The sequence below is a fragment of the Actinomadura atramentaria DSM 43919 genome, from assembly GCF_000381885.1.
Taxonomy (GTDB): domain Bacteria; phylum Actinomycetota; class Actinomycetes; order Streptosporangiales; family Streptosporangiaceae; genus Spirillospora; species Spirillospora atramentaria.
On record NZ_KB907215.1, the window covers coordinates 56,513 to 82,982 of the forward strand.

General features: G+C 70.8%; 30 protein-coding genes and 1 CRISPR repeat array. Of the genes, 16 read left to right on the top strand and 14 right to left on the bottom strand.

Annotated features, from left to right (window positions below; all coding sequences use genetic code 11):
• The first annotated feature begins 107 nt into the window (after positions 1-107).
• From G339_RS0119570 to G339_RS0119615, 10 genes are all read left to right on the top strand, one after another.
• The gene (locus G339_RS0119570; RefSeq protein WP_019632764.1) at positions 108-845 is read left to right on the top strand and encodes a CRISPR-associated endoribonuclease Cas6; all 738 of its coding nucleotides are present in this window, start codon (positions 108-110) and stop codon (positions 843-845) included.
• Entirely contained in the window at positions 842-2,227 is a 1,386-nt protein-coding gene (locus G339_RS34515) for a hypothetical protein (protein WP_205625593.1), read from the top strand. Before G339_RS0119570 ends, G339_RS34515 begins: the two co-directional genes overlap by 4 nt.
• Positions 2,224-3,255, top strand: a complete 1,032-nt coding sequence (cas7i, locus tag G339_RS0119580) for a type I-B CRISPR-associated protein Cas7/Cst2/DevR (RefSeq protein ID WP_019632766.1) — start codon at positions 2,224-2,226, stop codon at positions 3,253-3,255. Before G339_RS34515 ends, cas7i begins: the two co-directional genes overlap by 4 nt.
• Complete coding sequence (cas5, locus tag G339_RS0119585; RefSeq protein WP_019632767.1) at positions 3,252-3,899, top strand: CRISPR-associated protein Cas5; 648 nt, start codon at positions 3,252-3,254, stop codon at positions 3,897-3,899. The genes cas7i and cas5 overlap by 4 nt, the downstream gene beginning before the upstream one ends.
• Positions 3,900-6,248, top strand: a complete 2,349-nt coding sequence (locus tag G339_RS0119590; RefSeq protein WP_019632768.1) for a CRISPR-associated helicase/endonuclease Cas3 — start codon at positions 3,900-3,902, stop codon at positions 6,246-6,248. It begins immediately after the preceding gene.
• Entirely contained in the window at positions 6,248-6,742 is a 495-nt protein-coding gene (locus G339_RS0119595) for a CRISPR-associated protein Cas4 (protein ID WP_019632769.1), read from the top strand. Before G339_RS0119590 ends, G339_RS0119595 begins: the two co-directional genes overlap by 1 nt.
• Positions 6,742-7,722, top strand: a complete 981-nt coding sequence (gene cas1b / locus G339_RS0119600) for a type I-B CRISPR-associated endonuclease Cas1b (protein ID WP_026341602.1) — start codon at positions 6,742-6,744, stop codon at positions 7,720-7,722. The genes G339_RS0119595 and cas1b overlap by 1 nt, the downstream gene beginning before the upstream one ends.
• A gap of 4 nt (positions 7,723-7,726) precedes the next feature.
• Complete coding sequence (cas2, locus tag G339_RS0119605; RefSeq protein ID WP_019632771.1) at positions 7,727-7,990, top strand: CRISPR-associated endonuclease Cas2; 264 nt, start codon at positions 7,727-7,729, stop codon at positions 7,988-7,990.
• A gap of 762 nt (positions 7,991-8,752) precedes the next feature.
• Positions 8,753-9,694 carry a hypothetical protein gene (locus tag G339_RS0119610; RefSeq protein ID WP_019632772.1) on the top strand — a complete coding sequence of 314 codons (942 nt, stop codon included), beginning with the start codon at positions 8,753-8,755 and terminating at the stop codon, positions 9,692-9,694.
• On the top strand, positions 9,694-10,689 hold the full coding sequence (locus G339_RS0119615; protein ID WP_019632773.1) for a hypothetical protein: 996 nt from the start codon (positions 9,694-9,696) through the stop codon (positions 10,687-10,689). Before G339_RS0119610 ends, G339_RS0119615 begins: the two co-directional genes overlap by 1 nt.
• A 169-nt stretch (positions 10,690-10,858) precedes the next feature.
• Positions 10,859-11,346: direct repeats of the CRISPR family, unit length 30 nt; unit sequence GTCCTCATCCACCCTGCGAGGGTTCGCAAC.
• Between the two features lie 124 nt (positions 11,347-11,470).
• On the opposite strand, the gene G339_RS34520 is transcribed toward G339_RS0119615, so the two are convergent.
• Genes G339_RS34520 through G339_RS0119635 form a run of 4 tightly spaced genes read right to left on the bottom strand, consistent with a single transcriptional unit; the run spans position 11,471 to position 12,677 of the window.
• Entirely contained in the window at positions 11,471-11,764 is a 294-nt protein-coding gene (locus G339_RS34520; protein ID WP_019632774.1) for a hypothetical protein, read from the bottom strand.
• Positions 11,751-11,951 carry a helix-turn-helix domain-containing protein gene (locus tag G339_RS0119625; RefSeq protein WP_019632775.1) on the bottom strand — a complete coding sequence of 67 codons (201 nt, stop codon included), beginning with the start codon at positions 11,949-11,951 and terminating at the stop codon, positions 11,751-11,753. Before G339_RS0119625 ends, G339_RS34520 begins: the two co-directional genes overlap by 14 nt.
• Positions 11,941-12,306 (bottom strand): hypothetical protein, encoded by a 366-nt coding sequence (locus G339_RS0119630; protein WP_019632776.1) that lies wholly within the window; start codon positions 12,304-12,306, stop codon positions 11,941-11,943. Before G339_RS0119630 ends, G339_RS0119625 begins: the two co-directional genes overlap by 11 nt.
• The gene (locus tag G339_RS0119635) at positions 12,303-12,677 is read right to left on the bottom strand and encodes a hypothetical protein (RefSeq protein ID WP_019632777.1); all 375 of its coding nucleotides are present in this window, start codon (positions 12,675-12,677) and stop codon (positions 12,303-12,305) included. The genes G339_RS0119630 and G339_RS0119635 overlap by 4 nt, the downstream gene beginning before the upstream one ends.
• A gap of 324 nt (positions 12,678-13,001) precedes the next feature.
• On the opposite strand from G339_RS0119635, the gene G339_RS34525 reads away from it, so the two are divergent.
• Entirely contained in the window at positions 13,002-14,414 is a 1,413-nt protein-coding gene (locus G339_RS34525; RefSeq protein WP_157407901.1) for a helix-turn-helix domain-containing protein, read from the top strand.
• On the top strand, positions 14,411-14,887 hold the full coding sequence (locus G339_RS0119645; RefSeq protein ID WP_019632779.1) for a hypothetical protein: 477 nt from the start codon (positions 14,411-14,413) through the stop codon (positions 14,885-14,887). Before G339_RS34525 ends, G339_RS0119645 begins: the two co-directional genes overlap by 4 nt.
• A 241-nt stretch (positions 14,888-15,128) precedes the next feature.
• Here the strand turns inward: G339_RS0119645 and G339_RS0119650 are convergent, their stop codons facing one another.
• Entirely contained in the window at positions 15,129-15,479 is a 351-nt protein-coding gene (locus tag G339_RS0119650; RefSeq protein ID WP_019632780.1) for a hypothetical protein, read from the bottom strand.
• Positions 15,476-15,781 (bottom strand): hypothetical protein, encoded by a 306-nt coding sequence (locus tag G339_RS0119655; RefSeq protein ID WP_019632781.1) that lies wholly within the window; start codon positions 15,779-15,781, stop codon positions 15,476-15,478. Before G339_RS0119655 ends, G339_RS0119650 begins: the two co-directional genes overlap by 4 nt.
• A gap of 304 nt (positions 15,782-16,085) precedes the next feature.
• Between G339_RS0119655 and G339_RS0119660 the strand changes: the two genes are divergently transcribed.
• Together G339_RS0119660 and G339_RS34530 are read left to right on the top strand one after the other, a co-directional pair.
• On the top strand, positions 16,086-16,946 hold the full coding sequence (locus G339_RS0119660) for a helix-turn-helix domain-containing protein (RefSeq protein WP_240489858.1): 861 nt from the start codon (positions 16,086-16,088) through the stop codon (positions 16,944-16,946).
• Positions 16,939-17,148, top strand: coding sequence for a DUF397 domain-containing protein (locus G339_RS34530; RefSeq protein ID WP_033323680.1), 210 nt, complete (start codon positions 16,939-16,941; stop codon positions 17,146-17,148). Before G339_RS0119660 ends, G339_RS34530 begins: the two co-directional genes overlap by 8 nt.
• Positions 17,149-17,775: 627 nt before the next feature.
• On the opposite strand, the gene G339_RS37985 is transcribed toward G339_RS34530, so the two are convergent.
• The 4 genes from G339_RS37985 to G339_RS0119680 form a co-directional block, all read right to left on the bottom strand.
• Positions 17,776-17,979: a helix-turn-helix domain-containing protein gene (locus tag G339_RS37985; protein ID WP_084693327.1), complete on the bottom strand. Its 204-nt coding sequence runs from the start codon at positions 17,977-17,979 to the stop codon at positions 17,776-17,778.
• On the bottom strand, positions 17,966-18,331 hold the full coding sequence (locus G339_RS0119670; protein ID WP_019632784.1) for a hypothetical protein: 366 nt from the start codon (positions 18,329-18,331) through the stop codon (positions 17,966-17,968). The genes G339_RS37985 and G339_RS0119670 overlap by 14 nt, the downstream gene beginning before the upstream one ends.
• Positions 18,328-18,711, bottom strand: coding sequence for a hypothetical protein (locus tag G339_RS34535; protein ID WP_157407902.1), 384 nt, complete (start codon positions 18,709-18,711; stop codon positions 18,328-18,330). Before G339_RS34535 ends, G339_RS0119670 begins: the two co-directional genes overlap by 4 nt.
• A 296-nt stretch (positions 18,712-19,007) precedes the next feature.
• Positions 19,008-20,234, bottom strand: a complete 1,227-nt coding sequence (locus G339_RS0119680) for a helix-turn-helix domain-containing protein (protein WP_026341603.1) — start codon at positions 20,232-20,234, stop codon at positions 19,008-19,010.
• A gap of 862 nt (positions 20,235-21,096) precedes the next feature.
• On the opposite strand from G339_RS0119680, the gene G339_RS0119685 reads away from it, so the two are divergent.
• Positions 21,097-21,624 carry a flavoprotein gene (locus tag G339_RS0119685; protein ID WP_033323748.1) on the top strand — a complete coding sequence of 176 codons (528 nt, stop codon included), beginning with the start codon at positions 21,097-21,099 and terminating at the stop codon, positions 21,622-21,624.
• A gap of 92 nt (positions 21,625-21,716) precedes the next feature.
• On the opposite strand, the gene G339_RS0119690 is transcribed toward G339_RS0119685, so the two are convergent.
• The 3 genes from G339_RS0119690 to G339_RS0119700 form a co-directional block, all read right to left on the bottom strand.
• The gene (locus G339_RS0119690; protein WP_019632788.1) at positions 21,717-21,935 is read right to left on the bottom strand and encodes a hypothetical protein; all 219 of its coding nucleotides are present in this window, start codon (positions 21,933-21,935) and stop codon (positions 21,717-21,719) included.
• Positions 21,936-22,107: 172 nt separating this feature from the next.
• Positions 22,108-23,259 (bottom strand): hypothetical protein, encoded by a 1,152-nt coding sequence (locus tag G339_RS0119695; protein ID WP_019632789.1) that lies wholly within the window; start codon positions 23,257-23,259, stop codon positions 22,108-22,110.
• Between the two features lie 209 nt (positions 23,260-23,468).
• Positions 23,469-24,155: an SDR family NAD(P)-dependent oxidoreductase gene (locus tag G339_RS0119700; protein WP_019632790.1), complete on the bottom strand. Its 687-nt coding sequence runs from the start codon at positions 24,153-24,155 to the stop codon at positions 23,469-23,471.
• Positions 24,156-24,246: 91 nt separating this feature from the next.
• Between G339_RS0119700 and G339_RS0119710 the strand changes: the two genes are divergently transcribed.
• Complete coding sequence (locus G339_RS0119710; RefSeq protein ID WP_019632791.1) at positions 24,247-25,290, top strand: DNA topoisomerase IB; 1,044 nt, start codon at positions 24,247-24,249, stop codon at positions 25,288-25,290.
• Here G339_RS0119710 and G339_RS0119715 read toward each other — a convergent pair.
• Positions 25,268-26,449: a zinc-dependent alcohol dehydrogenase gene (locus G339_RS0119715; RefSeq protein WP_019632792.1), complete on the bottom strand. Its 1,182-nt coding sequence runs from the start codon at positions 26,447-26,449 to the stop codon at positions 25,268-25,270. The genes G339_RS0119710 and G339_RS0119715 overlap by 23 nt on opposite strands.
• Between the last annotated feature and the right edge of the window lie 21 nt (positions 26,450-26,470).

Genomic DNA, 26,470 nt, shown 5'->3' on the forward strand with positions numbered 1-26,470 from the left:
AAAACTCTCGGCCGGACGCGGACATCCCCTTGTCCGGAAGCACGGACAGTTACCCGCGAGTCGGCTTTAACGTCGGACTCCCCGCGCATTTCTCATTGGAGGTAAGGATGCGCCTGCGCATCGAAGTCGCGACGTCCGCCGCGGAGATCCCGTGGCCGGTCGTCCTCACCCCCGGCCGTTCCCTCGCCTACGACCTGCTCTCGCGCTGCGCGCCGCAGCTCGGCCGCCGCATCCACGAGCAGGGGTGGGGGCCGCACGGGCTCGTCCCCTTCGGGTACGGCGCGCCCGTGTTCCCGCAGGCGAAGCGGGCCAAGGGGAAGTACGCGGCGGGCGGGAAGGGGACCGTGGAGATCGGCAGTCCGCTCGCAGCGGTCGTCGAGGCGTGGGCGCTCGGGCTGCGCGAGCGGGAGATCGTCGACTGGGGCGGCGTCGCGCTGCGGATTCTCAACGTCGTGCCGGTCGAAACGCCGTCGTTCGAGTCCGGCCGGGCGCGGTTCCGCACCGCCACACCCGTCGTGATGAAAGGCTCCGGACGCGATGAATGGGGCGTCCGGAAGACCCGCAACGCGTGGCTCATGCCGACCGACGACGAGTTCCCGGTGTTCTTCGAGAACAATCTGCGCCGCAAGGCCGAGAGCATCGGACTCGACCCGGACGTGGAATTGGAGGCCATCACCTGGGTCGGGGCGAAGCGCTCCTTCACCGTGAAGGGCGGCGCGAAGCCCGGCGCGCCCGTGGAGGTCGCCGTGCGCGCCGCGCCCGAAACGCTGGCGGCGATCTGGTGCTGGGGTCTCGGCCAGGCGAACTCGGCCGGCCTCGGATGGATCAAAGGACCGGAGTCATGACCGCCGTCCTCACCGCGCACCCGCTCCAGCGCGCGGGCGCATTCGCCCTCGCGGCGCTCGCCCGGACACCGGTTCCCGCCGATCTCACCGCCGAACGTTTTCAACAGGCTGTGGAAAAGATTGTGGGCGATGCGACGCGCGCCGCCCTCGCCAGGACGACCGACGCGAGTTTCTGGCTCAAGTGCAGTCTGTCGTTCTTCCCGAACTCGCCGATGAACCATCCGAGCAACGGGCAGAAGGACCGCGCCGTCCTGGAAGAGGCCGTCCGCTCGTGGTTCCCCGACGCGGGAAGCCTTCCCGACGTCGCGTGCGTCCTGTGCGGACGCGACGCCGTGCGCTTCTTCGGCAAGCTCGACGTTCCGCTCGCCGAAAGCGACATCTACCGCAACACGACGCCGCGCGGGCACGCCGGAACGGCGCTGTGCCGCCCGTGCCTGATGAGTTTCCGCGCGCTGCCGTACGCGTGCGCGCATTCCGGCGGTCCGGCGACGCTCGTCCACAGTTGGGACGACGGTTTCCTCGGCTCCGCGGTCCATCGCCGCGTCCGCCGCAACCTCCGGGAAGTCGTCCTTGCGAGCGCGGCGCCGACGCGCTCGGAAGTGCGCGAGGTCATCGCGCTCCAAACACTGCGCGGCTACGAGGAAACACTGACCGCCGGGGTCGAGTTGATGGTGTTCAGCAACAACAACCGGGGCCAGACGCTCGACGTCCACGCCCTCGACCAGCCCCTCGCGGAATGGCTGCGCCGCACCGCGCGCGACCCGGGCCGCAGACGCGGCTTCGGTGCCCTCATCGGCGCGCACACGACCCCGAACCAGCTCGGAATCGTCGGCCTGGCGCGCAACGCGTTCCGGAATCCCGAGCGGATTCCCGGCGCGGTCGCCCGCCTGTTCGCCGAGCGCGCCGGGCGCGGCGCGCTGCCCGACTACACGGCCGACCTGGCCGCGATCTGCCGTTCGTTCGCCACGGAGGTGATGGACATGAACCCGAAAGACCTGGCGGAGATCCGCGATACCGCCGCCCGAATCGCGTTCCTGCTGGACGACGAATCCGCGGGGAAGCTCCGCGGTTTCTACTCCACGCTCAAGGAACCCGGCCGCATGAAGAGCTGGCTGCTGAGCAACGCTGTCACCTGGACGCTGCGCCGACCCGACGGCGGCCCCACGTCCCTGCTCACGTCGCGCGGGATGGAGCTGCTGTTCGACCCCGACCCGGAAACCCGCGCCTGGTTCAACCGGCAAATGCTGCTCGTCTGCGTGCTGGAACACCTCCACGCCAGGGGATACAGCCCCGACGACGCGGACGAGGCCGTTGAGGACCTGACCGAGGAGCACGGCGAAGAAGGTCTTCGCCTGCTCGATGACGAAGGAGACGCCGCATGACCTTCCTGTCCGGAAAAATCGCGCTCGACGTCGTCGCGGGCGCTCCCAACAACGGCCGCGGCGAGGACAACGTCGCCAAGGTCAAGCAGATGTACGTGGGCCGCGCCGTCCACCCGTACGTTTCGGCGCAGGCGTTTCGGCGCTGGCTGCGCGACTCGTTCCCGGCCGCCGAACCGCGCTCCCCCGTCATCCGGACCGGTGCCAGCTCGAAACAGCAGGCGTACACGGCGGGCCGCCCGGATCTTTATCTGGACGACGACCTGTTCGGCTACATGGTCGCGCTCAAGAAGAACGCGGGCACCTGCCAGCGCGACACGGTCGTCGCGAACGGCACGCTCGTCTCCGTCGCGCCCCGGAAGCCGAGCAAGGATTTCGGGACGATGAGCCGGGGATTCGGCGCGGGCGAGAACCCCGTCATCCACGAGCACGAGTTCTACACCGCCGAACTCGCCGCCGACCTGCTGTTCGACCTGCCGCGCGTCGGCGTTTTCGAGGTGGACGGCTCCGGGCTGAAAGTCGCGCTGACGGCGGCGGCCGCCGCCGAGGCCGAGAAGGCCGGTGCGGAACCGGCGACGCTGCGCGGCGTCCGCGCGCTGAAACTGCCGCTGGCCGAGCGCCGCCGCCGCGCCGCGCTGTTCGTCCGCGCCCTCGCGGGAACGCGCGGCGGCGCGAAGCGCTCGCTGCACTACGGCGACCGCACGCCCGCGTTCGTGCTGCTCGCGCCGATGAAGGGCGGCGTGAATCCGTTCACGCGCGTTTTCGGCGTCGAGAACGACAAGGTCGTCTTCCGGCCCGACGTCCTGCGCGAGGAGTTCGAGGCGTGGCGCGACGAGATCGACGGACCGATCACGCTCGGCTGGGCACCCGGTTTCCTCGGGAAAGAACGCGACCGCGCGGAAATCGACCTCGGCGAACTGACCGCCTCCGGCGCGCTCGTCTTCGGCCACCCGCGGACCGTTCTGCGCGACCTGGGCGACGCGTTCGAGAACGGCGACCACGACGCGTGGTTCGAGGACCCGGACGCGTGAGCACGGACGTCCTCAAGGTGACGATCACCGCGCCGGTCGTCTCTTTCCGCAATCCGCTTTACGCGGGCGTGCAGGTGTGCCTGCCGTGCCCGCCGCCCGCGACCGTCGGCGGAATGCTGGCGGCGGTCGCGGGCGGCTGGTCGCGCGTCGATCCGGCGATGCGGTTCGCGATGGCGTTCCGCGCGTCCGGCGCGGGCGTCGATGTGGAGACCTACCACCCGCTGGACGGCCGGGGACGGTCCGCCGAACCGACGCCGCGCGACCGCGAATTCCTCACCGGAGCCGTGTTGACCGTGTGGATTCTCGATGACCCGGCCGTCTGGGAGAAGCGTTTCCGCCGTCCGACCTGGCCGTTGCGGATCGGGCGCAGCCAGGATCTCGCGGGGATCGGGGCGATCGGCCGGGACGTCCTTTCCGACGCGCCGGGATTGCAGGGTGCGGCGATCGTCCCGGCGGAACTCACGCTGCGCGGCACGCTGCTGCGCCTGCCCACCGCCGTATCGCTCCGGCGCGACCGGACGGTGTGGGACGCGTACCGCTTCGACCGTTCCGGACGGTCGGACGAGCGTCTCGGCTTGGCCGATTCGGGCGGCTGCGCGGTCGTTCCGCTGCCGTCGACCCATCCGGATCGGGCGGTGCCGTAGATGGGGCCGCTGCCGCACCTTCTGGCCAAGAGCGAACCGGCCGAAGAACTCACCGATCACCTGACCGGGGGCCTTTCCGCCGCGACGGCACTGTCGCAACGGGTGGGCGACATCGCGGTCCTCCGGCCGGTGTTCAGCGCGTCGTTCTGGACGGCGGTGAAGCTCGGAATCCTCTGCCACGACCTCGGCAAGGCCGCCGCCGGTTTCCAGGACATGATCTGGGGCCGCGCGAAATCGTGGGGCGAACGCCATGAAGTCGTCTCCCTCGGTTTCCTCGCGGCGCTCGTGCCGGACGCCGAACTCCGCGACTGGATCGCCGTCGCGGTCGCGACCCACCACCGCCCACTTCACGGCGACGGCAAAGGCTCGCTCGCGCTGCTCCACCAGGAGGACCCGGCCGCCGAATTCGTCCGGCGGCTCGGTCCCGTCCCCACCGACGACGTGCGGGCGCTCATTCGTTGGACGGCGGAAACGGCGGCCGCCGCCGGGCTTCCCGTCGCTTCGCCCGAACACACGCCGGACGTCCTCGCGGAGGCACATGAGCTACTGCACCATCTGCTTTCTTCCTGGCGAGACCCGCTGTACGACGACGAAAAGGGTCTCGGCGCGGTCATCCTCCAGGGAGCGGTGACGCTGGCGGACCACCTGTCGTCCGCGCACGGTTCGCTACGGACCGTCCAACCGCTGGGTACGGGATTCCCGGCGCTCCTCGCCGCCGAATTCGAGGCGAAGGGACGGACGCTCCGCGAACACCAGACGGGCGCGGGAACGACGCACGGGCATCTGCTGCTGCGCGCGCCCACGGGAAGCGGGAAGACCGAGGCCGGATTGCTTTGGGCGTCCACCCAGGTCACCGACATCGCCGAAGCGGTCGGCGGAATCCCGCGTGTCTTCTACACGCTGCCGTATCTGGCTTCGATCAACGCGATGGCGGATCGGCTCGGGACGCTGCTCGGCGATCCGGAGCACGTCGGCGTCGCCCATTCACGAGCCGCGTCGTATCACCTCGCCCGCGCCATCGGCCCCGAGGACGCGGAAGGCAACCACGCGGAGATCGCGACGAAGGCGGTGTCCCGCGCGAACGCGACGCGCCTTTTCCGGGAGACGGTCCGCGTCGGGACGCCCTACCAGTTGATGCGCGGCGCGCTCGCGGGCGCCGCCCATTCCAGCGTCCTGATCGACGCCGCGAACTCGGTGTTCGTCCTGGACGAACTGCACGCCTACGACCCGACGCGACTCGGCTACATCCTCGCGACCGCGTCTTTGTGGGACCGGCTCGGCGGCCGGATCGCGGTCCTTTCCGCGACGCTCCCCGACGCGCTCGCGGAACAGTTCCGCGCAGCGCTGTCCGGGACGGTTCACGAACCTGAGACGCCGGATCTCGGCCTTCCGCGCCGTCACCGGCTGCGCACGCGTCCGCACCACCTGACCGACGACGCGGCCATCGGTGAGATCGCATCAAGGCTGCGGGACGGCGAGGCCGTTCTCGTCGTCGCGAACAACGTCCGGGACGCTCAGACGCTCTTCGAGGAACTGTCGCCGCTCGTGCCCGGAAACGAAGCCGTGCTGCTCCACGCGCGTTTCCGCCGCGACGACCGGAACCGCATCGAGGACCGCATCCGCGCCCGCCACGGCGTCGGCCGGCCGCGGACCCGGGGACTAGTCGTCGCGACCCAGGTTGTCGAGGTTTCCCTGGACGTCGATTTCGACTGCCTCTACACCTCGGCGGCCCCGCTCGAAGCCCTCCTGCAACGTTTCGGCCGGGTCAACCGCGTCGCGGCCCTGCCCCCGGCGGACGTCGTCGTCCACGCCGCCGAATTCCGCACCCGGTCCCGTGGCCCGGAACTGTACGCGGACGGCGTTTACGAGCAGGACCCCGTCGAACTCGCATGGCAGATTCTGAACGCCCATGACGGGATCGAGGTGGACGAAATCCGCGCCACCGAATGGCTGAACGACATCTACGCCAGCACGTGGGGTGAACGCTGGAAAGCGGACGTCGCCGCGGCACGCGAGGCGTTCACCGATGCGTTCCTCACATTCGACATGCCCTTCGACGGCCGCGAACACCTCACCGAACGCTTCGACGAAATGTTCGATGGTACGGAGGCGATCCTCCTCGACGACGTCGACCGCTACCGCACGGCCCTCACCAGCGCGCCGGGCGCGGGCGGCCGACTGCTCGCCGAGAACTTCCTCATCCCGATGCCGCACTGGGCGCGCCCGCTGACGCGGCTGGACAAGGAACTGAAAGTTCGCGTCATGGACGGCGTCTACGACGCGCGTCTCGGCCTGACCGAGGTGCGCGGGCCGGACCGGGTCCTCTACCGGAAAGGGGAGATCATCTGATGCGCGCGGCGGACATCGGCGGCGTCCACATCAAGTACCTGCACCATTGCGAACGCCAACTCTGGCTGTTCGCCCGGGGATTCCGCCCCGAGTTCCTGAGCGCCGCCGTCCAACTGGGCGAGGCGGTCCACGAGACGTCGTACCGGCGTGATTCCCCGGTGGACCTGGGCGCGGCACAGCTCGACCATCTCGACGGCGCGCACTGGGTTCACGAAGTCAAGTCGTCGAACCGGCCGAGCGACGCGGACCGGGCGCAGGTCGTCCACTACTGCTTCCGACTACACGAGATCGGCGTCCCGGCCGCGGGCGGAATCCTCAAATACCCGAAGACCCGGCGCACCGAGAAAGTCGTCTACGGTCCGGCCGAGCAAGAACAGGCCGTGGCCGACATCGACCGCGCGTTGGCCGTCGCGCACCAATCCCGACCGCCGTCCCGCCGGGCGCGTTCCGCCTGCCGGGGATGCGGCTATTTCGACTACTGCTGGAGCGAATGATGCCGACCGCGTCCCGCACCTACTGGCTGACCGGCGCGTGCCGTATCCGGCGCAAGGACCAGTCGCTTCTGATCGAACGGGAATCGGGCGGGAAAGTCCACGTCCCCGTCACCGACGTCCGCGACATCGTGGCGTGCTCGCCGGTCGAGGTGAACACCGCCGTCACGTCCCTGTTGAACCGGCACCGCATCAACATTCACCTGCTCGGCCATTACGGCGACTACGCGGGTTCGCTGCTGACGTCCGACGTGAGCACGTCCGGTGAAACGGTCCTCGCGCAGGCGCGCGTCGCGATGGACGCCGACGCCTCGCTGGGAATCGCCCGCGACATCGTCGTCGCGACGGCCCACAACGTCCGCCGTGTCCTCGACCGGGAACTGCTCGCCGCACCCTACGAAACGCTCAAGAAGAACGCGGCTACCGCGACGACGACCCAGGAGCTGATGAACGTGGAGGGCAACTTCCGCCGTTCCGCCTGGGCCGTCCTCGACACGAAACTGCCGGACTGGCTCCAACTGAACGGCCGTTCCCGCCGCCCGCCGAAGAACGCCGGGAACGCCTTCATCTCCTACGCGAACGGCATGACCTACACGCGCGTCCTGACGGCCCTCCGGCTGACGCCCCTCCACACCGGAATCGGCTTCCTGCACAGCACGATGGAACGCCACCGGCACACCCTGGTCCTCGACCTGTACGAGACGTTCCGCCCGCTGTTCGCCGAACGGCTCCTGCTGCGCCTCGCCAACCGGGGCCAGCTGAAACCAGAACACTTCGACGCGGACGTCAACCAGGCCATGCTCAGCGAAAAGGGCCGGGCTTTGGTCGTGCAGACCATCCGCGACGAACTCGAGACGACGATCCAGCACCGCGCCCTGAAACGAAAGGTCGCCTACGAGGAACTGCTGTACCTCGAAGCGCTGCGCCTCACCCGCCACGTCCTCGAAGGCGAGCCGTACAAGCCGTTCCGGATCTGGTGGTGACCCGGTGTACGTGGTCGTCGTCTACGACACAGCGGCGGAACGCAACCCGAAAATCCTCCGCACCTGCCGCCAATACCTGCACCACGTGCAACGAAGCGTCTTCGAGGGCGCCCTCAGCCCGGCCCAACTCAAACGCTTCCAGGCAGCCGTGAAAACCGCCATCGACAGCAGCTACGACAGCGTCCTCGTCTACACCTACCCACCGGGCACGACCCCCGCCCGAGAATCTTGGGGCACAGACCAAGCGGCCCCGTCGAACATCCTCTGACCGACCATCACCCAACGCAACCGAACAACCACCCGACAACCCGCTTTGCAGCAAACCCCCCGGGCTTTCCGCACAACCGGAGGTCCACTGCAATCCGCCCCACCAGCCACCAACTCACGCACCCCCCGACCTGCGACTTTACCTTCGGGTCCTCATCCACCCTGAGAGGGTTCGCAACGGTTCCTGTTCACCGCGGTCCGCGCGCCGGCGGCGGTCCTCATCCACCCTGAGAGGGTTCGCAACAGTTCACCCGACCCGGCCGGCATGTAGTTGCGGAAGCCTTCCTCATCCAGTTCGCGAGGGGCCCCGGGCGCGCCCCGCAGCATCCCTGGTCGGCCACCCCGCGCCCTCCGCCGAGTTGAGTACTTGTACTCATGCGCCCCAAAACCGGACAAGTAGATCATGACCACATGAGGGCGTCATCGCAGGACATCGGGCGTCGCAGCGTCAGCGCCGTTACCCCCGAGTTCTCGTCGGTCGACAACGGGCTGCCGCCACCCGCACGACCGACCGACGATCCCCGCTCGGTCGCCTCCCGCCACGGGGGCCTGGAGGCGGCCGCAGCCCACGAAACCCGGACGACGTAAACCCGCCGCGGCCACATCCCAGAACAAGCAACGCAACCCCGGAAACCAGCCCCGCTCCCGACTCCCCCGCCGCCTACGAATGCGACCGCCCGCCATGACCGACCGCCCATCTCGCTTTCGCCTCGAAGACGGCCGAACCCTTGAGGAATCGGGCGCTGACCAACATCATGACAAAATGTCCGAACCCGTGATCGACCCCGAGGTCCCCGAGCGGCGGCAACGTCTCCTGCTCGCGGCGCCCGACGCGCTGTTTCCGCCGGGCAAGGCCCCGCGCCGCCCTTTGCTCGGCGGCCGGACGTTCGAGGACGGGGGCGTGAGCCTGTTGCACGCCCCCGTCTGGGTCGTCCTGCCGGCGCTGGCGGGCTGGTTCCACGGGTTGCGCGGCCGGATCGCCGGGGCCGTCGCGCAGGTCGCCGTGGTGGTGTTCATCATGCTCGTCTCGCCTGTCGTGTGGTTCTGGACGGGCGCGGCCGCGACGATGATCGCCTTCCTCGTACTGTTCGCGCTCTGCGGCGAGGGGCCGGTAGCGCGGGCGGCGCGCGAGCTGCACGGCCGGTACGTCCGCCCCGACGATCTCGGCGGAGCGGAGGCCGCGCTCGTCCGGCGGGCGCAGACGGCCGTCGCGACCGTCCTCGGGTCGGCGGTCCAGCGGCAGCGGCTCTTGGACGACGTCCGAAACACCGTCACGCTGCCCGCGCAGACCTGGGACATCGCACAGACGCTCGCCAAAGCCGACGAACTGCGCAAAGAGCACGCCGCAACCCCGCTGGAGCGCCGGGACGCGGCCATCACCCAGATCCTGGCCGCCCAGTCCGAGGCGCTGTCGCTCGCGGCGGCGTCCGTGACGCGGCGCGTCGAGGCGCTGGAGGACTACGCCGCCCGCGTCCGCGACGCCGACGACGCGCTGCACCGGTGGACGACGGCGCAGCGCCTGTCCGAGCGCGGCGACGCCTACCAGGACCTGCTCGCCCGCACCGTCCGCGACGAGATCGCCGTGGACCACCTGCGCGAGCTGACGGAAGAGGCCGCCCGCGTCGAGCGCGCCCTGCGCAGCAGCGTCAGCCGGGCGCGCGCGGCGGGCCTCGTCCTGGCCCCGGACCTGGCGGCGGCGAGCTGATGGCGCTCTCGCGGCAGGGTCGGCGGCTGCTCGGCGGCGCGCCCGCCTGGATGCGCGGTATCGGCGGGTTCGTCCTGGTGTTTTTCACGGTCTGCGGCGCGGCACTTGTGGCCCACGGCGGCGACACGACGTCCGTCGCGTACGAGATCAGCGGCACCGGAACCGCCGACGTCGAACTGACGATGCCGGGCGGCCGCCGCGTCCACCTGGAGAAGACGGCGCTCCCGCTGCGCCGCGACCTCTTCATGCACGGCGGCGAGCGCGCGGCCGTCACCGTCACCGGCACCGGCGGCGTACTCGTCGGCTGCACCCTGTGGATCGACGACCGGATGGTCGCCGCGCGCACCGACCACACCGCGATCTGCGGCGGAACGATCGGTTCGCCCGAGACGTACCAGCCGCCGCCCCCACCGCGCGGCAGCAGCCCGGCCGTCCTCGGCTCCCGGCTCGAACTCCAACGCTACACGGGCGACCGCTCGCCCACGGCCGGCCGCGTCACCGACCGCGCGGCCGGGATCTCGTACGCCCGCCTGACCGGCGGCTGGGGCCCGCCCTCGACGAGCCAGGACAACCGGTTCATGGGCGTCCCGCTCACCAGCCACCAGGAGTCGCGCGAGGAACGCGGCTGGTTCGCGAGCCTCGGCTCCGGCCTGCTCAACCCGGAACTCCTCGACCGCTACACGGGCGACTCCCGCCTGTTCAACGCGGCCTTGGCCCAACTGGACGCGCTGACGATGCTCGCCCCGCCCGACGGCTACTACGAGGACGTGGCGTCCCAACCCCTGACGGTCGACGGCCGCCAAGCCTGGCTCATCACCCGCCACGTCACCATCGGCCCCAAAGCCCGGACGTCCATCACCGGCGAAATCAACACCCTCGTCCTCATAGACACAGGCGACCGCCGCCCGGCATTCCTCTACATCACGATGCCGAGCCCGGCCCAGGACCACCTACCGGACGTGAACCACCTGATCTCCTCCCTCCGCGTCCTATGACGGACGAGAATGGAGCCCACCCGAACACTCACCGACCGCAACCGAATCATCACCCCACAGGGCGTTTTGCAGCGAACCTCCCAGGGTTTCTGCACAACCGGAGGTCCATTGCAGAACTCCCGTCCACAGCCCGCCCCGACCCCACCGAGACCTGCGCCTTTACCCTGGGGTCCTCATCCACCCTGCGAGGGTTCGCAACGACTCCTGCACGGTGCCGTGGACGGTCCAACCGTTGAGTCCTCATCCACCCTGCGAGGGTTCGCAACCGGCTGTTGAGGCGCCGCTGACGTCGGCGATGTCCCGTCCTCATCCACCCTGCGAGGGCTCGCAACGTGTGCGCCCGGTCCATCAGGCCGGACGCGGTGGTCCTCATCCACCCTGCGAGGGTTCGCAACACGTCCTACGAACCGCTCGCGTTGACGCGCGGCACGCGTTTTCATCCACCCTGCGAGGGTTCGCAACAGGATGTCGCGGCGGCGCTGACGTCGGCGATGTCCCGTCCTCATCCACCCTGCGAGGGCTCGCAACGTGTGCGCCCGGTCCATCAGGCCGGACGCGGTGGTCCTCATCCACCCTGCGAGGGTTCGCAACGCGGCCACGCGCGCGTGCATCGCGCGCATGGTCTTGGTCCTCATCCACCCTGTGAGGGTTCGCGACGCGGACCGGGCACCCGCCCCGCGTGCGGGGGCGGGTGCCCGGTTGGGGCTCGGCTGACTCGGCGCTCCGGGTGGTGGCGCGCGGTCGGGTCCGTTCTTCCGTTCCAGGGCGGGAGCCGTCGCCGTTACGCCGCCCGCCCGCGCACCAGCATGTCCCACCATTCGGCGGCGAGCACGCGGCGGACCGCCGGGGTCTCCCATCGGGCGCGCCGCCTGCTGTGGATCTCGGTCCGGCGGATCAGGTACGCGCCGCCCCGCGACCCGTACTCCCACCAGACGTCCGCGCAGCGCTCACAGCTCCCGGCAAAGACCCGCAACCGCTCCGGGGCCGGGACCGGATGCCACCGCAGCACGCCCGCGCCGGTCCGAAGCGGCGACAGATGCAGCGCGCCGACGCACAGCGGCTCAGCGATCGTCACCGAGGGCGCCCAGCAGCCGCCGAACCTCCACGGCCGGATAACGGAGCACCCGCCCGCCCGGCAACTCCACCACGGGAATCTGCCCGGTACGCGCCCACCGCACGACCGTCTGCGGCGACACACGAAACAACCGCGCGACCTCCCCAGTCGTCAGCAGCTCGGGAACATTGCTGAGATCAGGGCGCATCGTGCCTCGCCGCAATCGGAGCCCGCCCGGTCAACGTCCGCCACCACACGGCCGCCTCAGCGTGACCGTCCGGCTCCGCCTCGCACACCATCAGCCCACCCGGCGTGACCCGGACCAGCCACAGCAACGCCAGCCCGTCCCGCGCACCACACAGGAACCAGCGATGGTGCCGGGCCGCCGGACAGGTGAGCCCGCGCACGAAGTCGGCGCGGGCGTCATCGTCAGCGGGCCGCCAGACGATCCCGTCCACGCGACCCGCGACATGCGGCACGGCCGGACGGCACGCGGTCCGCGCACCGAGGTACGCGGCGGCGGCCCGCACCGTCATCGGCGTCGGGATCAGCGACCCGGTCACGCCGCACCGCCCGCCCAGCCGAGGGCGCGCGGGATCAGATGCGCGGCGACAGCCCACCGCGCGCCCCGATCGCGGCGCGGCAGCGCGGCGTGCGCGGCAGGCGGGCGCCGGTACCGGCCCTCGCGCGGCGTCGCGGGCGGACGACCAGCGGCGGGACGCGGCGGCGCGGGCGGGCGACGGCGCGTCCCCGCGCGCACCAGCGCGGAGCGGACGAGCGCGGCGAGCGCGGCCGGGTCCGTCGCCTCGACCAACTCGGCGTCGAGGAGTCGGTCGTCACCGACCAGCGCCCACCACCGCCGCGTCGCGGTCCCGTACCAGACGGACACGCGCCCGCCGCCGCGCCGGGCGCGGGCGGCCAGGTCAGCGTTCACCCGCGCGACCGTCGCGGCATCCGGGTCAGGGCGGAGCTGCTCTACTCTGTTCACGGGTCGGACCTCCGTTGTCCGATCAAGGCCCCGGAACCCCCGGTGCTCACCCACCGGCCGGGGCCGCCTTGTGTCCTGGGGCCGCGCGCCACCGGGGCAGCGCGTGGCGCTGGGCGCGGACGCGGCGACGGGTTCCCCAACTCGCGAGCCGCGCCCGCAGTTCATGCGGGAACCTGGCCGACTGGTGTTAATGGCCAGGCCGGGGCCGCTTGTTCTGGGACGTCCTTCATGAAAACGGCCCGGCGGCTACGGTGGAACCGTTGAACGGCGTTGACGGCGTTGAGTCGACAGCTACTCAACACCCCGTATCCCGACATCACCATCTATGGCGGACGGATGACATTCCGGGAACTGCTGCGTCAGCTCATGACCGAGCGGGGCCTGTCACTGCGCCAGCTCGCCAGGCGCGCCGCCTACGACCCCGGGTACCTTTCGAAGATTCTGAACGGACACTGGGAACCGTCTCGACCGTTCGCCGAACGGCTCGATTCCGTTCTCGGAGCGGACGGCCGCCTACTCGCGCTCATCCCCGACGGATCACCGGATGAGCCGTCGCCCGACAACTGGTCATTCGACGAGATCACCGCCGACGCCGTCACGTTCGCGCTGTCCGACCTCGCCGGGCCGCGCCGCCGATCGGGACCGCATAAGCGCGTCCTACGCGGACCCGACCTGACCGAGCACTTGGAGCACTGGATCACCCGTCCCGCTTCGGCCGGCTCGACGCCGCGCGGGACGGTGGGGCTGGACGATGTCGAGCGGATCGAGGTCGGCGCGCGTCTGCTGCGGCGGTGGGATTCGCGACACCGGCTCGGCGTCCGGCGGCGAGCCGTGGTCGGGCAGCTCGCGGAGGTCGCCGAACTCCTCGAATCGCCGCAGAGCGAGCCCGTCGTGGGGCGCCTGCTCTTCGTACTCGCCGAGCTGGCGAAGGTCGCCGCGTCGATGTCGTTCGATGCGGGGCTGCATCCGACTGCGCAGCACTACTACCGCCTGGCGCTGCGCGCGGCACATGCTTCGGGGCAGCGACGCGGGCGCCTGTTCGGCGCTCACGTCCTCGCCTTGATGGCCCGGCAGCAACTCGACCTCGGCGAACCCGGCGACGCGCTGGACCTGGTCCGGCTCGCACTCGACGGAGTCGGCGACGACGCGCCGCCGCAACTGCGCGCGATGCTGCGCACTCGCGAGGGATGGGCGTATGCCAAGGCAGGGCGGGTCCAGGCGTACCACCGCGCGGCTGGCCTCGCCGAAGACGCCTTCGAGGAGGCCACCGACGACGTCCCGTACTTCGTCCGGTCCTTCGACCGCGCCGAACTGGCGGGGACCATCGGCGCGCGGTACCGCGACTTGGCGGCCGTACGCGCGCGCGAGAAGACATCGCACCGGGAGCTGGCGATGCGCTCGATCGGCTACATCTCGACGGCGCTGGAGTTGCGGCGCCCGCGGCAGGTCCGGAACCGGGCGTTCGACCTGATCGGTCTGGGCCGGTCCTACCTGCTCGCCGGGGAACGCGACCAGGCGGTCCACCACGTCCGCGAGGCCGTGGTGATCTGCGATGTGATCCGCTCAGGGCGGGCCGAACGCAGGCTGCGGGACTTCCACGACGAGGCCGCCGCGTACGCTGACGCGCGCGTTGTCGCCGAGCTGCGCGCCGAACTGGCCGCCCGACCCCAGGAGACCGCATGACCCGCATCGGCATCACCGGACACTCCGACCTCACTACCGCGACCTCCGATCTGGTCTACCGGGCACTGACGGATCTACTCGTCCCGTTCGACGATGTGACCGGCGTGACGTGCCTGGCGCGCGGCGCCGACCAGGTGTTCGCCCGCGCCGTCCTCGACGCGGGCGGGACGCTGGAGGTCGTCCTCCCGGCGCGCGACTACCGGGACGCGAAGGTCAAGCCAGACAACCGCGCCGAGTTCGACGCGCTCCTCGGGCGGGCGGCGGCGGTGAAGTACGCGCCGTTCGAGGTCTCGAACCGGGAGGCGTACATGGCGGCGAGCGAGATCCTCGTCGGCGGCGTGGACCGGCTCATCGCGGTGTGGGACGGTCGCCCGGCGAGCGGCCACGGCGGGACCGGCGACGTCGTCATCCACGCCCGCCGCGAGAACGTTCCGGTCGACGTCGTCTGGCCGACCGGGTCCGCCCGGGGCTGACGGACGCGCGGCCCGGACAGCGATCAGGACCGGCGTCATGAGCTGCGGTGCGCAGCTCGGATTCCCGCGTCAGGCTACGGGATGCACGCGGGCGTCCTCATCCACCTTGCGCGGGTTCGCAACCAGTCCGCGCCCGGCCCGCTCCGCGCACTGCGGTGGTCCTCATCCGCCCTGCGAAGGCTCGCAACGCCTGTGAGGGGTTGGTCCCAGATCATGCGGCTGGGACCAACCCCTCGGGTGGTCAGGCGATCGGGATCGTCGTTCTGGTCAGGACGTGCCACCAGATGTTGAGGACGGCGGGGGTTCGGGCGGCGGCTTCGGTGAGTTCGGGGCCGGACTTGGTCGTGCGGACGTTCCAGAGGCGCGGCAGGCCGCAGGTCGTGCCGCGCAGGTACCAGGTCGCGTGGCGGGGGTGCGGGCAGGTGTGGGCGGTGATCTCGGTGATCAGCGTTCCGGTGTAGGGACGCCAGGGAGCGTCGGCGGGGAGGGCGCGGATGTGTTCGACGTCCGTTCCGCAGGGCCAGGCAACCGATGCGAGGTGCGCGGCGGCGTCCCGGAGGCGCATGGGCGCGGGGAGCAGGTTGGCGGTCACGCGGCCGCCCGGCCCCAGAGGCGCAGCGCCGCCTCGCGACGGCGAGAGCGCGCGACCGGCCGCGCGTACCGCCCGGCGGCGGGACGGCCGAACAGGCCGTCGAGCCGGGCGCGCAGCGCGAGCGCCGACGGCTCTTCGACGAGCCGTCCGCCGACGAGCGCCCACCACGTCCCGGTGTGCCGCCCCTTCCACACGCTGACGCGCGCGCCGAACCCGCGAGCGTACGCCTCCAGCCACCGCGCGGTGGTGGCGTCGACGGCGTCCGCGTAGTTCCAGGGGCGCTCTTCGTTTATGGTTTCCATCGGGTCGGACCTCCTGTGCCCGATCAAGGACCCGGAGCCCTTGGTGCTCGTGACACCAGGCCGGGCCGCTGCGTGTCAGGCCGGTTCCTCACAGCTCGCACCTGTGAGGAACCGGCCTTCCGCGTCTCACGAGGGATCGCGAGCCGCGTCTGGGGCGGGACGGCGCCGCCGTCCGGCCGTTTCACCGGGCGTCACGCGCCTCTCGAGCAGCATGTACTGCACTTGTGCCCTGACGCTAGCACTTAGCGACTACCCTGATGACCTCATCCGGCCACACCGAGTTACGGACGCCAAGACTGGGAGAATGCTCGCCATGCCCTCGGAGTACGGACCGACCGCGCGTCACCGCCGCCTCGCCGCGGAGCTGCGACGCCTCCGCGAGCGAGCGGGTCTCACTCCCGAGACCGCCGCCGGAGCGCTCGGCTGGAGCCGGACGAAACTGGTCAGGATCGAGACCGCCGTCAACCTCCCGCGCGTCGTGGATGTTGAACGAATCCTCGACGCCTACGGCGGCAACGACGCGGTCAACGCCGCGCTGATGAAGCTCGCCCGGGACATCCGGCAGCGGGGATGGTGGGCATCGTACGACGACGTTTTCTCCGGCAGCTTCGCGCAGTTGGAGGACGCGGCCGCCAGCATCGACTCCTGGCAGACGGAAGTGATTCCGGGATTGCTGCAGACAGAGGATTACGCTCGGGCCGTCCTCGAAAGCGGGAACGACGATCTGGCCGAGGTCGACCGCCGCCTACAGGTCCGGATGACCCGTCGGGTCGTCCTGTCCCGCTCCAACGCGCCGCAGTTCAACGCGGTCATCGCCGAAGAAGTCCTGCGTCGTCCGGTCGGCGGTCCGACCGTGATGAGGCGTCAGCTACAAGCCCTCTTGGCGGACGCGGAACGCCCGAACGTGAGCATTCGCGTCGTGCCGGCCTCCCTCGGCAACCGCCCAGCCCTCGGCGACGGCGCAATAGTGATCTTCGCGTTCGCCGCACCCGTCGAGCTCGACGTCGCATACGTGGAGACGATGGGTGGAGGGCTCTATATCGAAGATATCGCGCAGGTCCAGCGCTGTAAGGTGACGTTCGACCGCATCCGCGGCGCGGCCCTGCCAGAAGACGAATCAGCGACTTTGATCGCCCGAATCGGCAAGGAGGCCCACCATGCTTGAACTCTCGCTCGACGGTGCCGAATGGCGCATCAGCTCCCACTCCGCAAAGGGCAACGACACCTGCGTGGAAGTGGCGACCAACCTCCCCGGCGTGGTCGGCGTCCGCGACAGCACCGACCCGAACGGCCCGCGCCTCGCCTGCACGCCCCACGCCTGGCGAAGCCTGACGGGCCGCATCAAAGACGGCGCGCTCACCCTCTGACCCGCAGACCACCGCACAACTCCACCGCCCTACCGCGCCCAGCCCACCACCACGGAACGCAGCCGCGCCATCACACGAACCCGCCGTATGCAGCAAACCTCCCGGGGTTTCTGCACAACCGGAGGTCCGCTGCAAAAATGACCCCAGCCGACCCCGCCAGCCCCAGCACGGCCTGCGCCTTTACCCTGGGGTCCTCATCCACCCTGCGAGGGTTCGCAACCAGGCCGGGCGGCGGATCGGCCGGGACCTGGCGTCGTCCTCATCCACCCTGCGAGGGTTCGCAACCCGGAGGGCCGCCCGACCAGAAGGAGCCTGGTCATGAGGTCATCATCCACCCTGCGAGGGTTCGCAACGGGGTCCTCCGGGGCCGAGGGGGCGATCTGACCGGGTCCTCATCCACCTTGCGAGGATTCGCAACGCGCGGATGACGGTGGTCACCCGCATCAGGTGGTCGTCGTCCTCATCCGCCCTACGAGGGGCCGCAACAGTCCGGCGGCGACGGCGCGTCCGGTCTGCTCCCCGGTCCTCATCGACCCTGTAAGGGGCTGATCCCGAACCATTTCGGCGGGACCAACCCCTCTGCTGGTCGAGCGATTGGGTTTGTTGTTCTGGTCGGGACGTGCCAGGTCAGCGATCATCCCCGAGGGTGCCCAGCAGTCGCCGGACGTCTGCGGCCGGGTATCGGAGCACTCGTCCGCCCGGCAGTTCGATGGCGGCGATCTGTCCGGTGCGTGCCCATCGCGCGACCGTCTGCGGCGATACGCGGAACAGTCGGGCGACTTCTCCGGTCGTCAGCAGTTCGGGGACGTCACTCAGGTCAGGGCGCCGCATCGTGCCTCGCCGCGATCGGGGTGCGCCCGGTCAACGTCCGCCACCACGCGGACGCCTGCGTGTGACCGTCCGGCTCGGCCTCGCACACCACCAGCCCGCCCGGTGTGACCCGGACGAGCCATAGCAGCGGTCGCTCGTCGCGCTCACCGCGTATGAACCAGCGGTGGTGACGTGTCGCGGGGCAGGTGAGGGCGCGGATGGTGTCGGCGCGCGCGTCGTCGGCGGCGGGCCGCCAGACGATCGCGTCCACGCGGCCCGCGACGTGCGGCACCGCCGGGCGGCATGCGGTGCGCGCGCCGAGGTACGCGGCGGCGGTTCGCAGCGTCATCGGGGTCGGGATCAGGCTGCTCACGCCGTCCCGCCCGTCCAGCCGAGGGCGCGCGGGATCAGATACGCGGCGTCGGCCGTCCACCGCATACCCCGAGAGCGGCGTGGCGCAGCCGGGACGGGCGAGCGCCGGTACCGGCCCGCGCGCGGTGGCGCGGGCGGGCGCGCCGAAGGGCGCGCGGCGGGAAGTTCGGCGACGACCATCGCGCGGAGCGCGGCCGGGTCAGCCGCTTCGCACAACCGGTCGGCCGCGCCGCGGATCAGCGCCCACCAATGTCCGGTCGCCCGGCCATACCACGCCCGGACCGTGACGTCGGCGCGGCGGCCGAGCGCCGCCAGCTCGACCGCGACGCGGTCGACGGTCACGGCATCCGGGGCGCGCCCGGCCTGCTCTACTCGCGTCATGGGTCGAACCTCCGATGTCCGATCAAGGCTCCGGAATCTGGTGTGCGCGCATCAGCCGGGGACGTCCTGTTCCTGACGGGGGCGGCGCGGCCGGACCGCGCTCCGCCCGCCGCCGCGCGCCGCGCAGGGGCAGGGCGCGCGGCGTCCGAACGCGGGCGCGGTCGGCGGGGTTCTCGGACGCTCCGGCCGCGCTCGCGGCTCACTCGCGTAATCGCGGCCATGACGGAGAGCATTCAGCCGCGCACAGCAAAGAGGGGACAGGAATCCTGTCCCCTCGTATTGGCCAGACCGAAATGCTAGGTCAGGACGATCCGATCGACCAGCGCGCGGGCGGGTCTCTGCTGCGACCCCGGCTCGGACGCCGCCGAAAGTGCCATCCGGCGCGCGTAGCCGTTGTAGCGGACGGTCTCAGGCGCCGCCCGGTACGCCTGGTCGAGCGTGCCGACGACGGCCGTCCGATCACCGGCGATCTCCCAAGCGCGGGCGACCTCGACCAGGTGACGCCCCCGGCGCGGTGCCGAGGGGATCTCGGCGTCCGCCGTCCGGGTCGCCTGCCGCACGGCCTCGCCCCGCTGCCGCGTCTCGACGGCGATCGTCGTCGCGTGCGCACCCATGACGACACGCGAGAACGACGTCATCGGTTCGTAGAAGTCGGCGGGCAGCGCCTGCGCGATGGCGTCGGCGCGGTCCCACCACGCCCACGCGTCCGCCGCCCGTCCGGCGCGCGCGGCCGTGTAGGCGACCTCGTGGTGGAGCGCTCCCCACAACGCGCGCACCTCCGGGTCCGGCGTGTCGGCGTGCTGTGCGAGCAGTTCCAGGCCCTCGCGGTTCACCGTCTCCGCCGCGTCCCAGTCGGCGCTGTCGCGGTGGGCCTGTGCGGCGAGCCAGGCCGAGCGGGCGAGCGCGCGCGGGTCCTCGCTCTCCTCGGCCGCCATGACGGACCGCTCGACCACGCGCCACAGCAGGTCGGCCGCGGGCTGGTACGCGAGGTAGAACTGGCTCAGCGCGTACACCTCGGCGAGAAGCGCGTGCGCGTGGCGGCGGGCCGCGCCGTCGTACGCCCGCGCCGCGTGCCGGGCGTCCCGGATCAGCGCGGGCAGCAGCGCGCCGAGGACGGTCCGGTGATCGGGTGCCGCGTGCCGTGCCCACCATGCGGCGTCCAGGCGCGTGCGGAGCCGGTCCAGCGGTGCGGGCTCACCCGTGGGCAGGACGAGCGTGTTAACGGCAGACCGGACTTCCGGCAGGGCCGGATGGCCAGGGCCGCGCAAATGATCCACCGGCACGGTCTGTTTGCCCGTGAGCGCCGCCAGATCGCGGAGACGCAGCGCCTCGGCTATCGACAGCAGGAGCGGCAGTTTGGGTTCGGCGATCTCCCCCCGCTCGACGGCCTTCACCCACCGTCCGTTCCGGCCGACGAGCCCGCCGAGCGCGTCCCGGCTCATCCCCCGTCGCTCGCGATGGAGCTGTATCCGTCGACCCGTGGTCAGTTCCGGTTGTCCAGGGTCGCCTGAAACCTCGCTCATAGGCCCTGCTCCGTTCCTGGTTCCTCGACGGATTCAGGCTACGGCGCAGGGCCCTTGCCGTAAGGCGCGGCGGCTGATTATCGGCCGCAGCCGATTCACCGCGAAGACGGCTCTGCGGGCTGCGGCACGCGCAGCCGTGCGAGGACGCCGACGACGTAGGCCGCCGCCGTTGCTCGTAAGCCCCTTCGGCCGTTCGAGCGGTCGCGGCTCGATAGTCTTCGGCAAGGTCCGCGTCCGCGATGGCATGAACCCGAACGGCCAGCGCCTCGCGTCACGCCCCACGCCCGGCGAAGCCAGACGGGCCGCATCAAGGCCAGCGCGCTCACCCTCCGACCATCGCCCAACTCCTCCGACCTGACGCCCGGCGGCATCTCATGACGCCCGAGAAGAACCAACACGGACCGCAGCCGAACAATCACACGAGCCCGTCGTTTGCAGCGAACCTCCCGGGGTTTCTGCACAACCGGAGGTCTGCTGCAAAAATGAGGCCAGCCGACGCCGCCGGGCCCGGGTCAGCCTGCGCCTTTACCCTGGGGACCTCATCCGCCCTGCAAGGGTTCGCAACGCCGCCGCCCGCGACCAGTACCCGCCGACGTCCGGGACCTCATCTGCCCTGCGAGGGTTCGCAACCCGAGCAGCAGGTGCAGGAAGCCGCCGCGAAGTACGTGACCTCATCCGCCCTGCGAGGGTTCGCAACCGGTGGGGGGACTCGTATGGAGCCGTATGGAGCATCGACCTCATCCGCCCTGCGAGGGTTCGCAACAAGACCTGCTGCGCAGTTCGTCGCCGCCCTCGCATTGTCTCCGCAGGCGGTTGCACGTGCGCCCCATCCCGAGTCGTCCCAGTGGTTAGGCTTTTCGGCGTGCGGGGCGACGGCAAGAGGGTTCTCTACGTGGTGGTGTGTGCGGCTCCCGCTGCCAGTGAGGTCACGGAGTTCGTTGAACTCGCGCAGGGCGCGGGCTGGCGGGTGGTCGTGGTCACGACTCCGTTGGGTCGGCGTTTCGTGGACGCAGACCTGCTCGCCGAGCTCACCGGGGAGCGTGTGCGCTCGGAGTACCGGATGCCGGACGAGCCGAACGCGTTGCCGTCCGCCGATGCGGTGGTGGTCGCCCCGGCGACCTTCAACACGATCAACAAGTGGGCGGTCGGTATCGCGGACACGTTCGCGGTGGCCTTGTTGTGCGAGCTGATGGGGTTCGGCGTTCCGATAGTGGCCGTGCCCTTGCTCAAGGAGGCGCTGGCTCGGCATACCGCGTTCGTAAGGAACGTGGAGGCGCTGCGGGAAATGGGCGTGCGGGTGCTGTTCGACCCTGCCGCGCCCGCTCACGCCCGGATGCCGACGTGGGAGCGGGTCATCACCGAGTTGAGCGACCTCGTCGAGAACGGCTAGTCCAGGACGACGGCGGCGGGGAGCTGGCGGATGCGCAGCCCCGGCCGCGTCTGCGCTTCGCGGACCTCCGCGACCAGGTCGCGCGTGAGGGACTAGGCAACGAACCAGCTCGCTAACACGCTGCGCGCGTCGGCGAGGCGTTGTTCGGCGGCACGCGGCTGCCGCTCGTCCAGATGCGCACGCGCAACGTCGAGCAGATGCCGACCGCGCGCGATGCCCCGCAGCTCACCGAGCCGAACATCGCCGGCGGCGGCAAGCGCGCGGCCGGAATCCCGCACGGTCGCATAGGCGTAAGCGCTCTGCGCCTGCACCGCCGTCAGGCCCGCCGACGAGACGTTCGCGCTCCGGTCCTCGTCCGCCCTGCGAGGGTTCGCAACGGGAGCAGGGATGGAGCATCGTCGCCGTCGCGGTGGTCCTCATCCGCCCTGTGAGGGGTTCACGACTTGCATATGTGGGAGAAGATCGGCGCGGGGACCGTTTGGGCTAGCCGAAGCTGATTTCGATTCCCCAGCCTCCGGAGCTTGAGGACTCGCGTAGGGACGAGCCGTCCCAGTAGGCGGGGATGTGGTCACAGCCGGGGATGCCCAAGCCCGCGTAGAGGACGAAGAGCATCGGCATTTCTTCGCCGATTCCGCCTGGGCGTTCGTAGGCTGCTCGGAGTTTCTGGTCGTCTGTGGTCAGGCCCGCGTCGGCTGCCCAGGACTTGGAGGTCTTGTAGAAGTTGTAGAGGTCCGAGTCGTCGTAGCTGCCGCAGTGGCCTACCGCGTGGGCCGCGTCGAGTCCTAGGACCGTTTCCCAGTATTCGCCGGGGCGGGATGTGCCCGTGACGACGCAGAAGCCCGCGTCGGCCGCGGCCGCGAAGATGACCGGGCCCTGTGTCTCGGTCGCGAAGGCGTGCAGGGCTCCGTTGAGGTCGTCCGGCCATTCGCCCGCGCTGCCCACGCGCCAGCCCTTCTTGAATTTCTGCTCGTACTTGTGGAAGCCACCGGGCCATAGTTGCGCCGACTGGAGTTTTGCAACCTTCGTCGGTGCTCTGACCAGCAGGATCGCCTCGGCTTCGACGGTCTGGGGCGGGCCTACGTCGACCTTGTCGGGGACGTCCAGCTCTTCATCGTCGGCCGTGAGGTCGACGGCGAACGGGTCCGTGCCGACGAAGTTCGGGATGCCGAGGCCGCCGAGCAAGGCGGCCAGCAGACGCAGCCCGGCGTCCTCGCCGCCGTCGTGGAGCAGCGCCACGTCGAGCAGCGCGGGGTCGAAGGCGGTGCCCGCGGCGGCGGCCCAGGCGCGCATCTCCGGGCGGGCCTCGTCGAGCGTGTAGCCGACGGTGTTCGCGCCGAAGGACTGCGCCGTCCGCAGGCCGAGGAACACCACGCGCGTCCGGTCGCGTGGAATGGCGGCATAGACGATCGCGCACTTCCCGTCGAGGAACAGCGCGACGAGCGCCGGCATCCCGGTCTCGTGGGCGAAGGACTGCACGGCCGCGTCGTAATTCGGCGGCTGGTGGTCGGAGAAGGCCACCCGCCACCCGTCTCCGCACTCCTCGTCCGAGGCGAACTCGCCGGGCCAGTGCTGTGCGCTGCGCAGCCGCGCCACCTCGTACGGGGAACGCACGAGAACTGCGGTCATCGTCTCCATGAAGGGGGAGCATATTTCACGGAAAGGCGCACAGGAACACCGATCAAGAGATGTGTTCAAAAGCCCACGATCAGTGATCAATAACGCCCGTGGAACGGGCGGAACCGATTCTAAGACGCACCACCTCGACAGCCGGTTGACACAAATGAACCGGTAATAATCCACAGAGTTCCCCGGGGACGCGGAACCCGGCGTCCCCGGGGAAGGGCTCAGGCCGCCCAACCGCCGTCCGCCGACAGCTCCGCGGCGGTCGCGTAGCGGTTCAACGCCGTCAACCCCGCGACGGTCGGCGCGGAAGGATTGTCCGCCGGATTGGCGTCCGTGTCCGTCGGCCCCGGATGCACGAGATTGACCGTGATCCCGTGCGGCCCGAGGTCGCGCGCCAGCCCCTTCGTCATCCCCACCAGCGCCGATTTGGTCAGCGCGTACAGCGTGAGGCCCGGAAAAGGCGCGCGCACCGCGACATTGCTGCCGATCGAGATGATCCGCCCGCCCTCGCCCATGTGCCGGGCGGCGGCGCGCGAGGCCAGGTACGGCCCCCGCACGTTCACGGCGACCATCGCGTCGAAGGCGTCGAGATCCAGCTCGTCCAGCGGCCCGACCATGTACGACGCCGCGTTGTTCACCAGCACGTCGAGCCGCCCGAAGGCGCCGGCGGCCCGGTCCACGGCAGCGACGACCGCGTTCGGGTCGCCGCTGTCGGCGCGCACGACCAGCGCCCGCCGCCCCATCCCCTCGATCTCCGCGGCGACCTTCGCGGCCTCCTCCTCGGCCGCGCGGTAGGTCAGCGCGACGTCCGCGCCGCCCGCCGCCAGCCGCAGCGCGACCGCCGCGCCGATGCCCCGCGCGCCGCCCGTGACGAGCGCGGCCAGTCCGTTGAATGTCGTGTCGTCCATGACGTCGATCCTGGTCAACGCGCCGCGCGCGGGCTGGCACGAATCCGCCGCGTCGTTTCGCGGCCCCGCCCCCGGGTAGCGGAGTCTCGTCATGACGATGCGGCGCAGCGACCCGGCGGGGCCGGGAATCCGGCGGCGACGGCACGGGCGCGGCTTCCGCTATCTCGACGCGGACGGACGCCCGCTGGCCGACCCCGCCGAGCTGGCGCGCGTCAAGGCGCTCGTCATCCCGCCCGCCTGGCAGGACGTGTGGATCTGCCCGCACGACGACGGCCATCTCCAGGCGGTCGGCGTGGACGCGGCGGGCCGCCGCCAGTACCTGTACCACCCCGAATGGCGCAAAGAGCGCGACCGGGAGAAGCACGACCACGTCCTGGAGTTCGGCGGACGGCTCCCGGACGTCCGCGCGGCGGTCGCCGAGCACCTGGCCGGGCGCGGCCTCACCCGCGAACGCGTCCTCGCGGCGGCGGTCCGGCTCATCGACCTGGGCTTCTTCCGCATCGGCGGCGAGGAGTACGCCGAGGAGAACGGCACGTACGGCCTGGCGACGGTCCGCCGCGAGCACGTGACCTGCGGAAGGGGCGCGGTGACGTTCGAGTACCCCGCCAAGCACGGCAAGGAGCGCCACCAGGCCGTCGTGGAGGAATCGGTGTGCCGCGTCGTGTCCGCGCTCAAACGCCGGACGGACGGCGCGGGCCAGCTCCTGATCCACCGCACCGGCCGCGCCTGGCACGAGGTGAGAGGCGCGGACGTCAACGACTACCTGCGCGAACTGTCCGGCGGCGACTTCACCGCGAAGGACTTCCGCACCTGGCACGCGACCGTCCTCGCGGCGGTCGGCCTGGCGGTGTCGACGCGCGCGGAGACGGAGGCGGCCCGCAAGCGCGCGGTGGCGCGCGTCGTCCAGGAGGTCGCCGGATACCTCGGCAACACCCCGGCCGTCGCGCGCGCGTCCTACATCGACCCCCGCGTCGTGGAGCTGTACGAGAACGGCGTGACGATCGCGCCCGTCCTCACCGAGCTGGGCGGCGAGGCGGCGTTCGGCGAGCTGGCGACGCAGGGCCGCGTCGAGGCGGCCGTCCGCGCGATGCTGACGGCCGCCCCGGAGAGGGTCAGGGCTGCAGCAGGATCTTGATCGCCCCGTCCTGCTTCTTCTGGAAGATCTCGTAGCCGTGCGGGGCCTCCTCCAGCGGCATCTTGTGCGTGGCGAGGTCCATGACGCCGAGCGGGTCGGCGTCGTCGGCGGCGAGCGGGAGGACGTCGTCGATCCAGCGGTGGACGTGCGCCTGCCCCATCCGCACGGTGATGCCCTTGTCGAACATCTGGAGCATCGGCAGCGGATCGGTCATGCCGCCGTACACGCCCGACAGCGAGATGGTCCCCCCGCGCCGGACGATCTCGATCGCGAGATTGAGCGCCGCGAGCCGATCGACGCCCGCACGCTGCATGAGCTGCTCCGCGACGCCGTCCGGCATGAACCCGACGATCGTGTGCGCGGCCTTGCCCAGCGGCGAGCCGTGCGCCTCCATCCCGACCGCGTCGATGACCGAATCGGTCCCGCGCCCGTCCGTGAGGTCGCGGACCGCGCCGGGCAGGTCGTCCTGCGCGGACAGGTCCAGCACCTCGATCCCGTGCCGCCGCGCCATCGCCAGCCGCTCGGGGACGAGGTCCACGCCGATCACCCGGTACCCGCGGTGCCGCGCGATCCGCGCGCACATCTGCCCGATCGGCCCGAGCCCGAGGACGGTCACCGACCCGCCCTGCGGCACCTCGGCGAACTCGACGGCCTGCCACGCGGTCGGCAGCACGTCCGACAGGTACACGAACCGCTCGTCCGGCGGCCCCTCCGGCACCTTGATCGGCCCGAACTGCGCCTGCGGGACGCGCAGGTACTCGGCCTGCCCGCCCGGCACCTCGCCGTACAGCCGCGTGTAGCCGAACAACGACGCGCCCATGCCTTGTTCGCGGTTCTGCGTCGTCTCGCACTGCGCGAACAGTTTCATCTCGCACATGTGACAGTGCCCGCAGGAGATGTTGAACGGGATGACGACCCGGTCTCCGGCGGCGATGTGCGAGACCTCCGGGCCGACCTCCTCGACGATCCCCATCGGCTCGTGCCCGAGGACGTCGCCCTCCCCGATGAACGGCCCCAGGACCTCGTACAGGTGCAGGTCCGAGCCGCAGATCCCCGACGACGTCACGCGGATGATCGCGTCGTTCGGCTCCTTGATCGCGGGATCGGGGACGGTGTCGACGCGGACGTCGCGCTTGCCGTGCCAGGTGAGCGCCTTCATCAGTTCTTCCCTCCGAGGTAG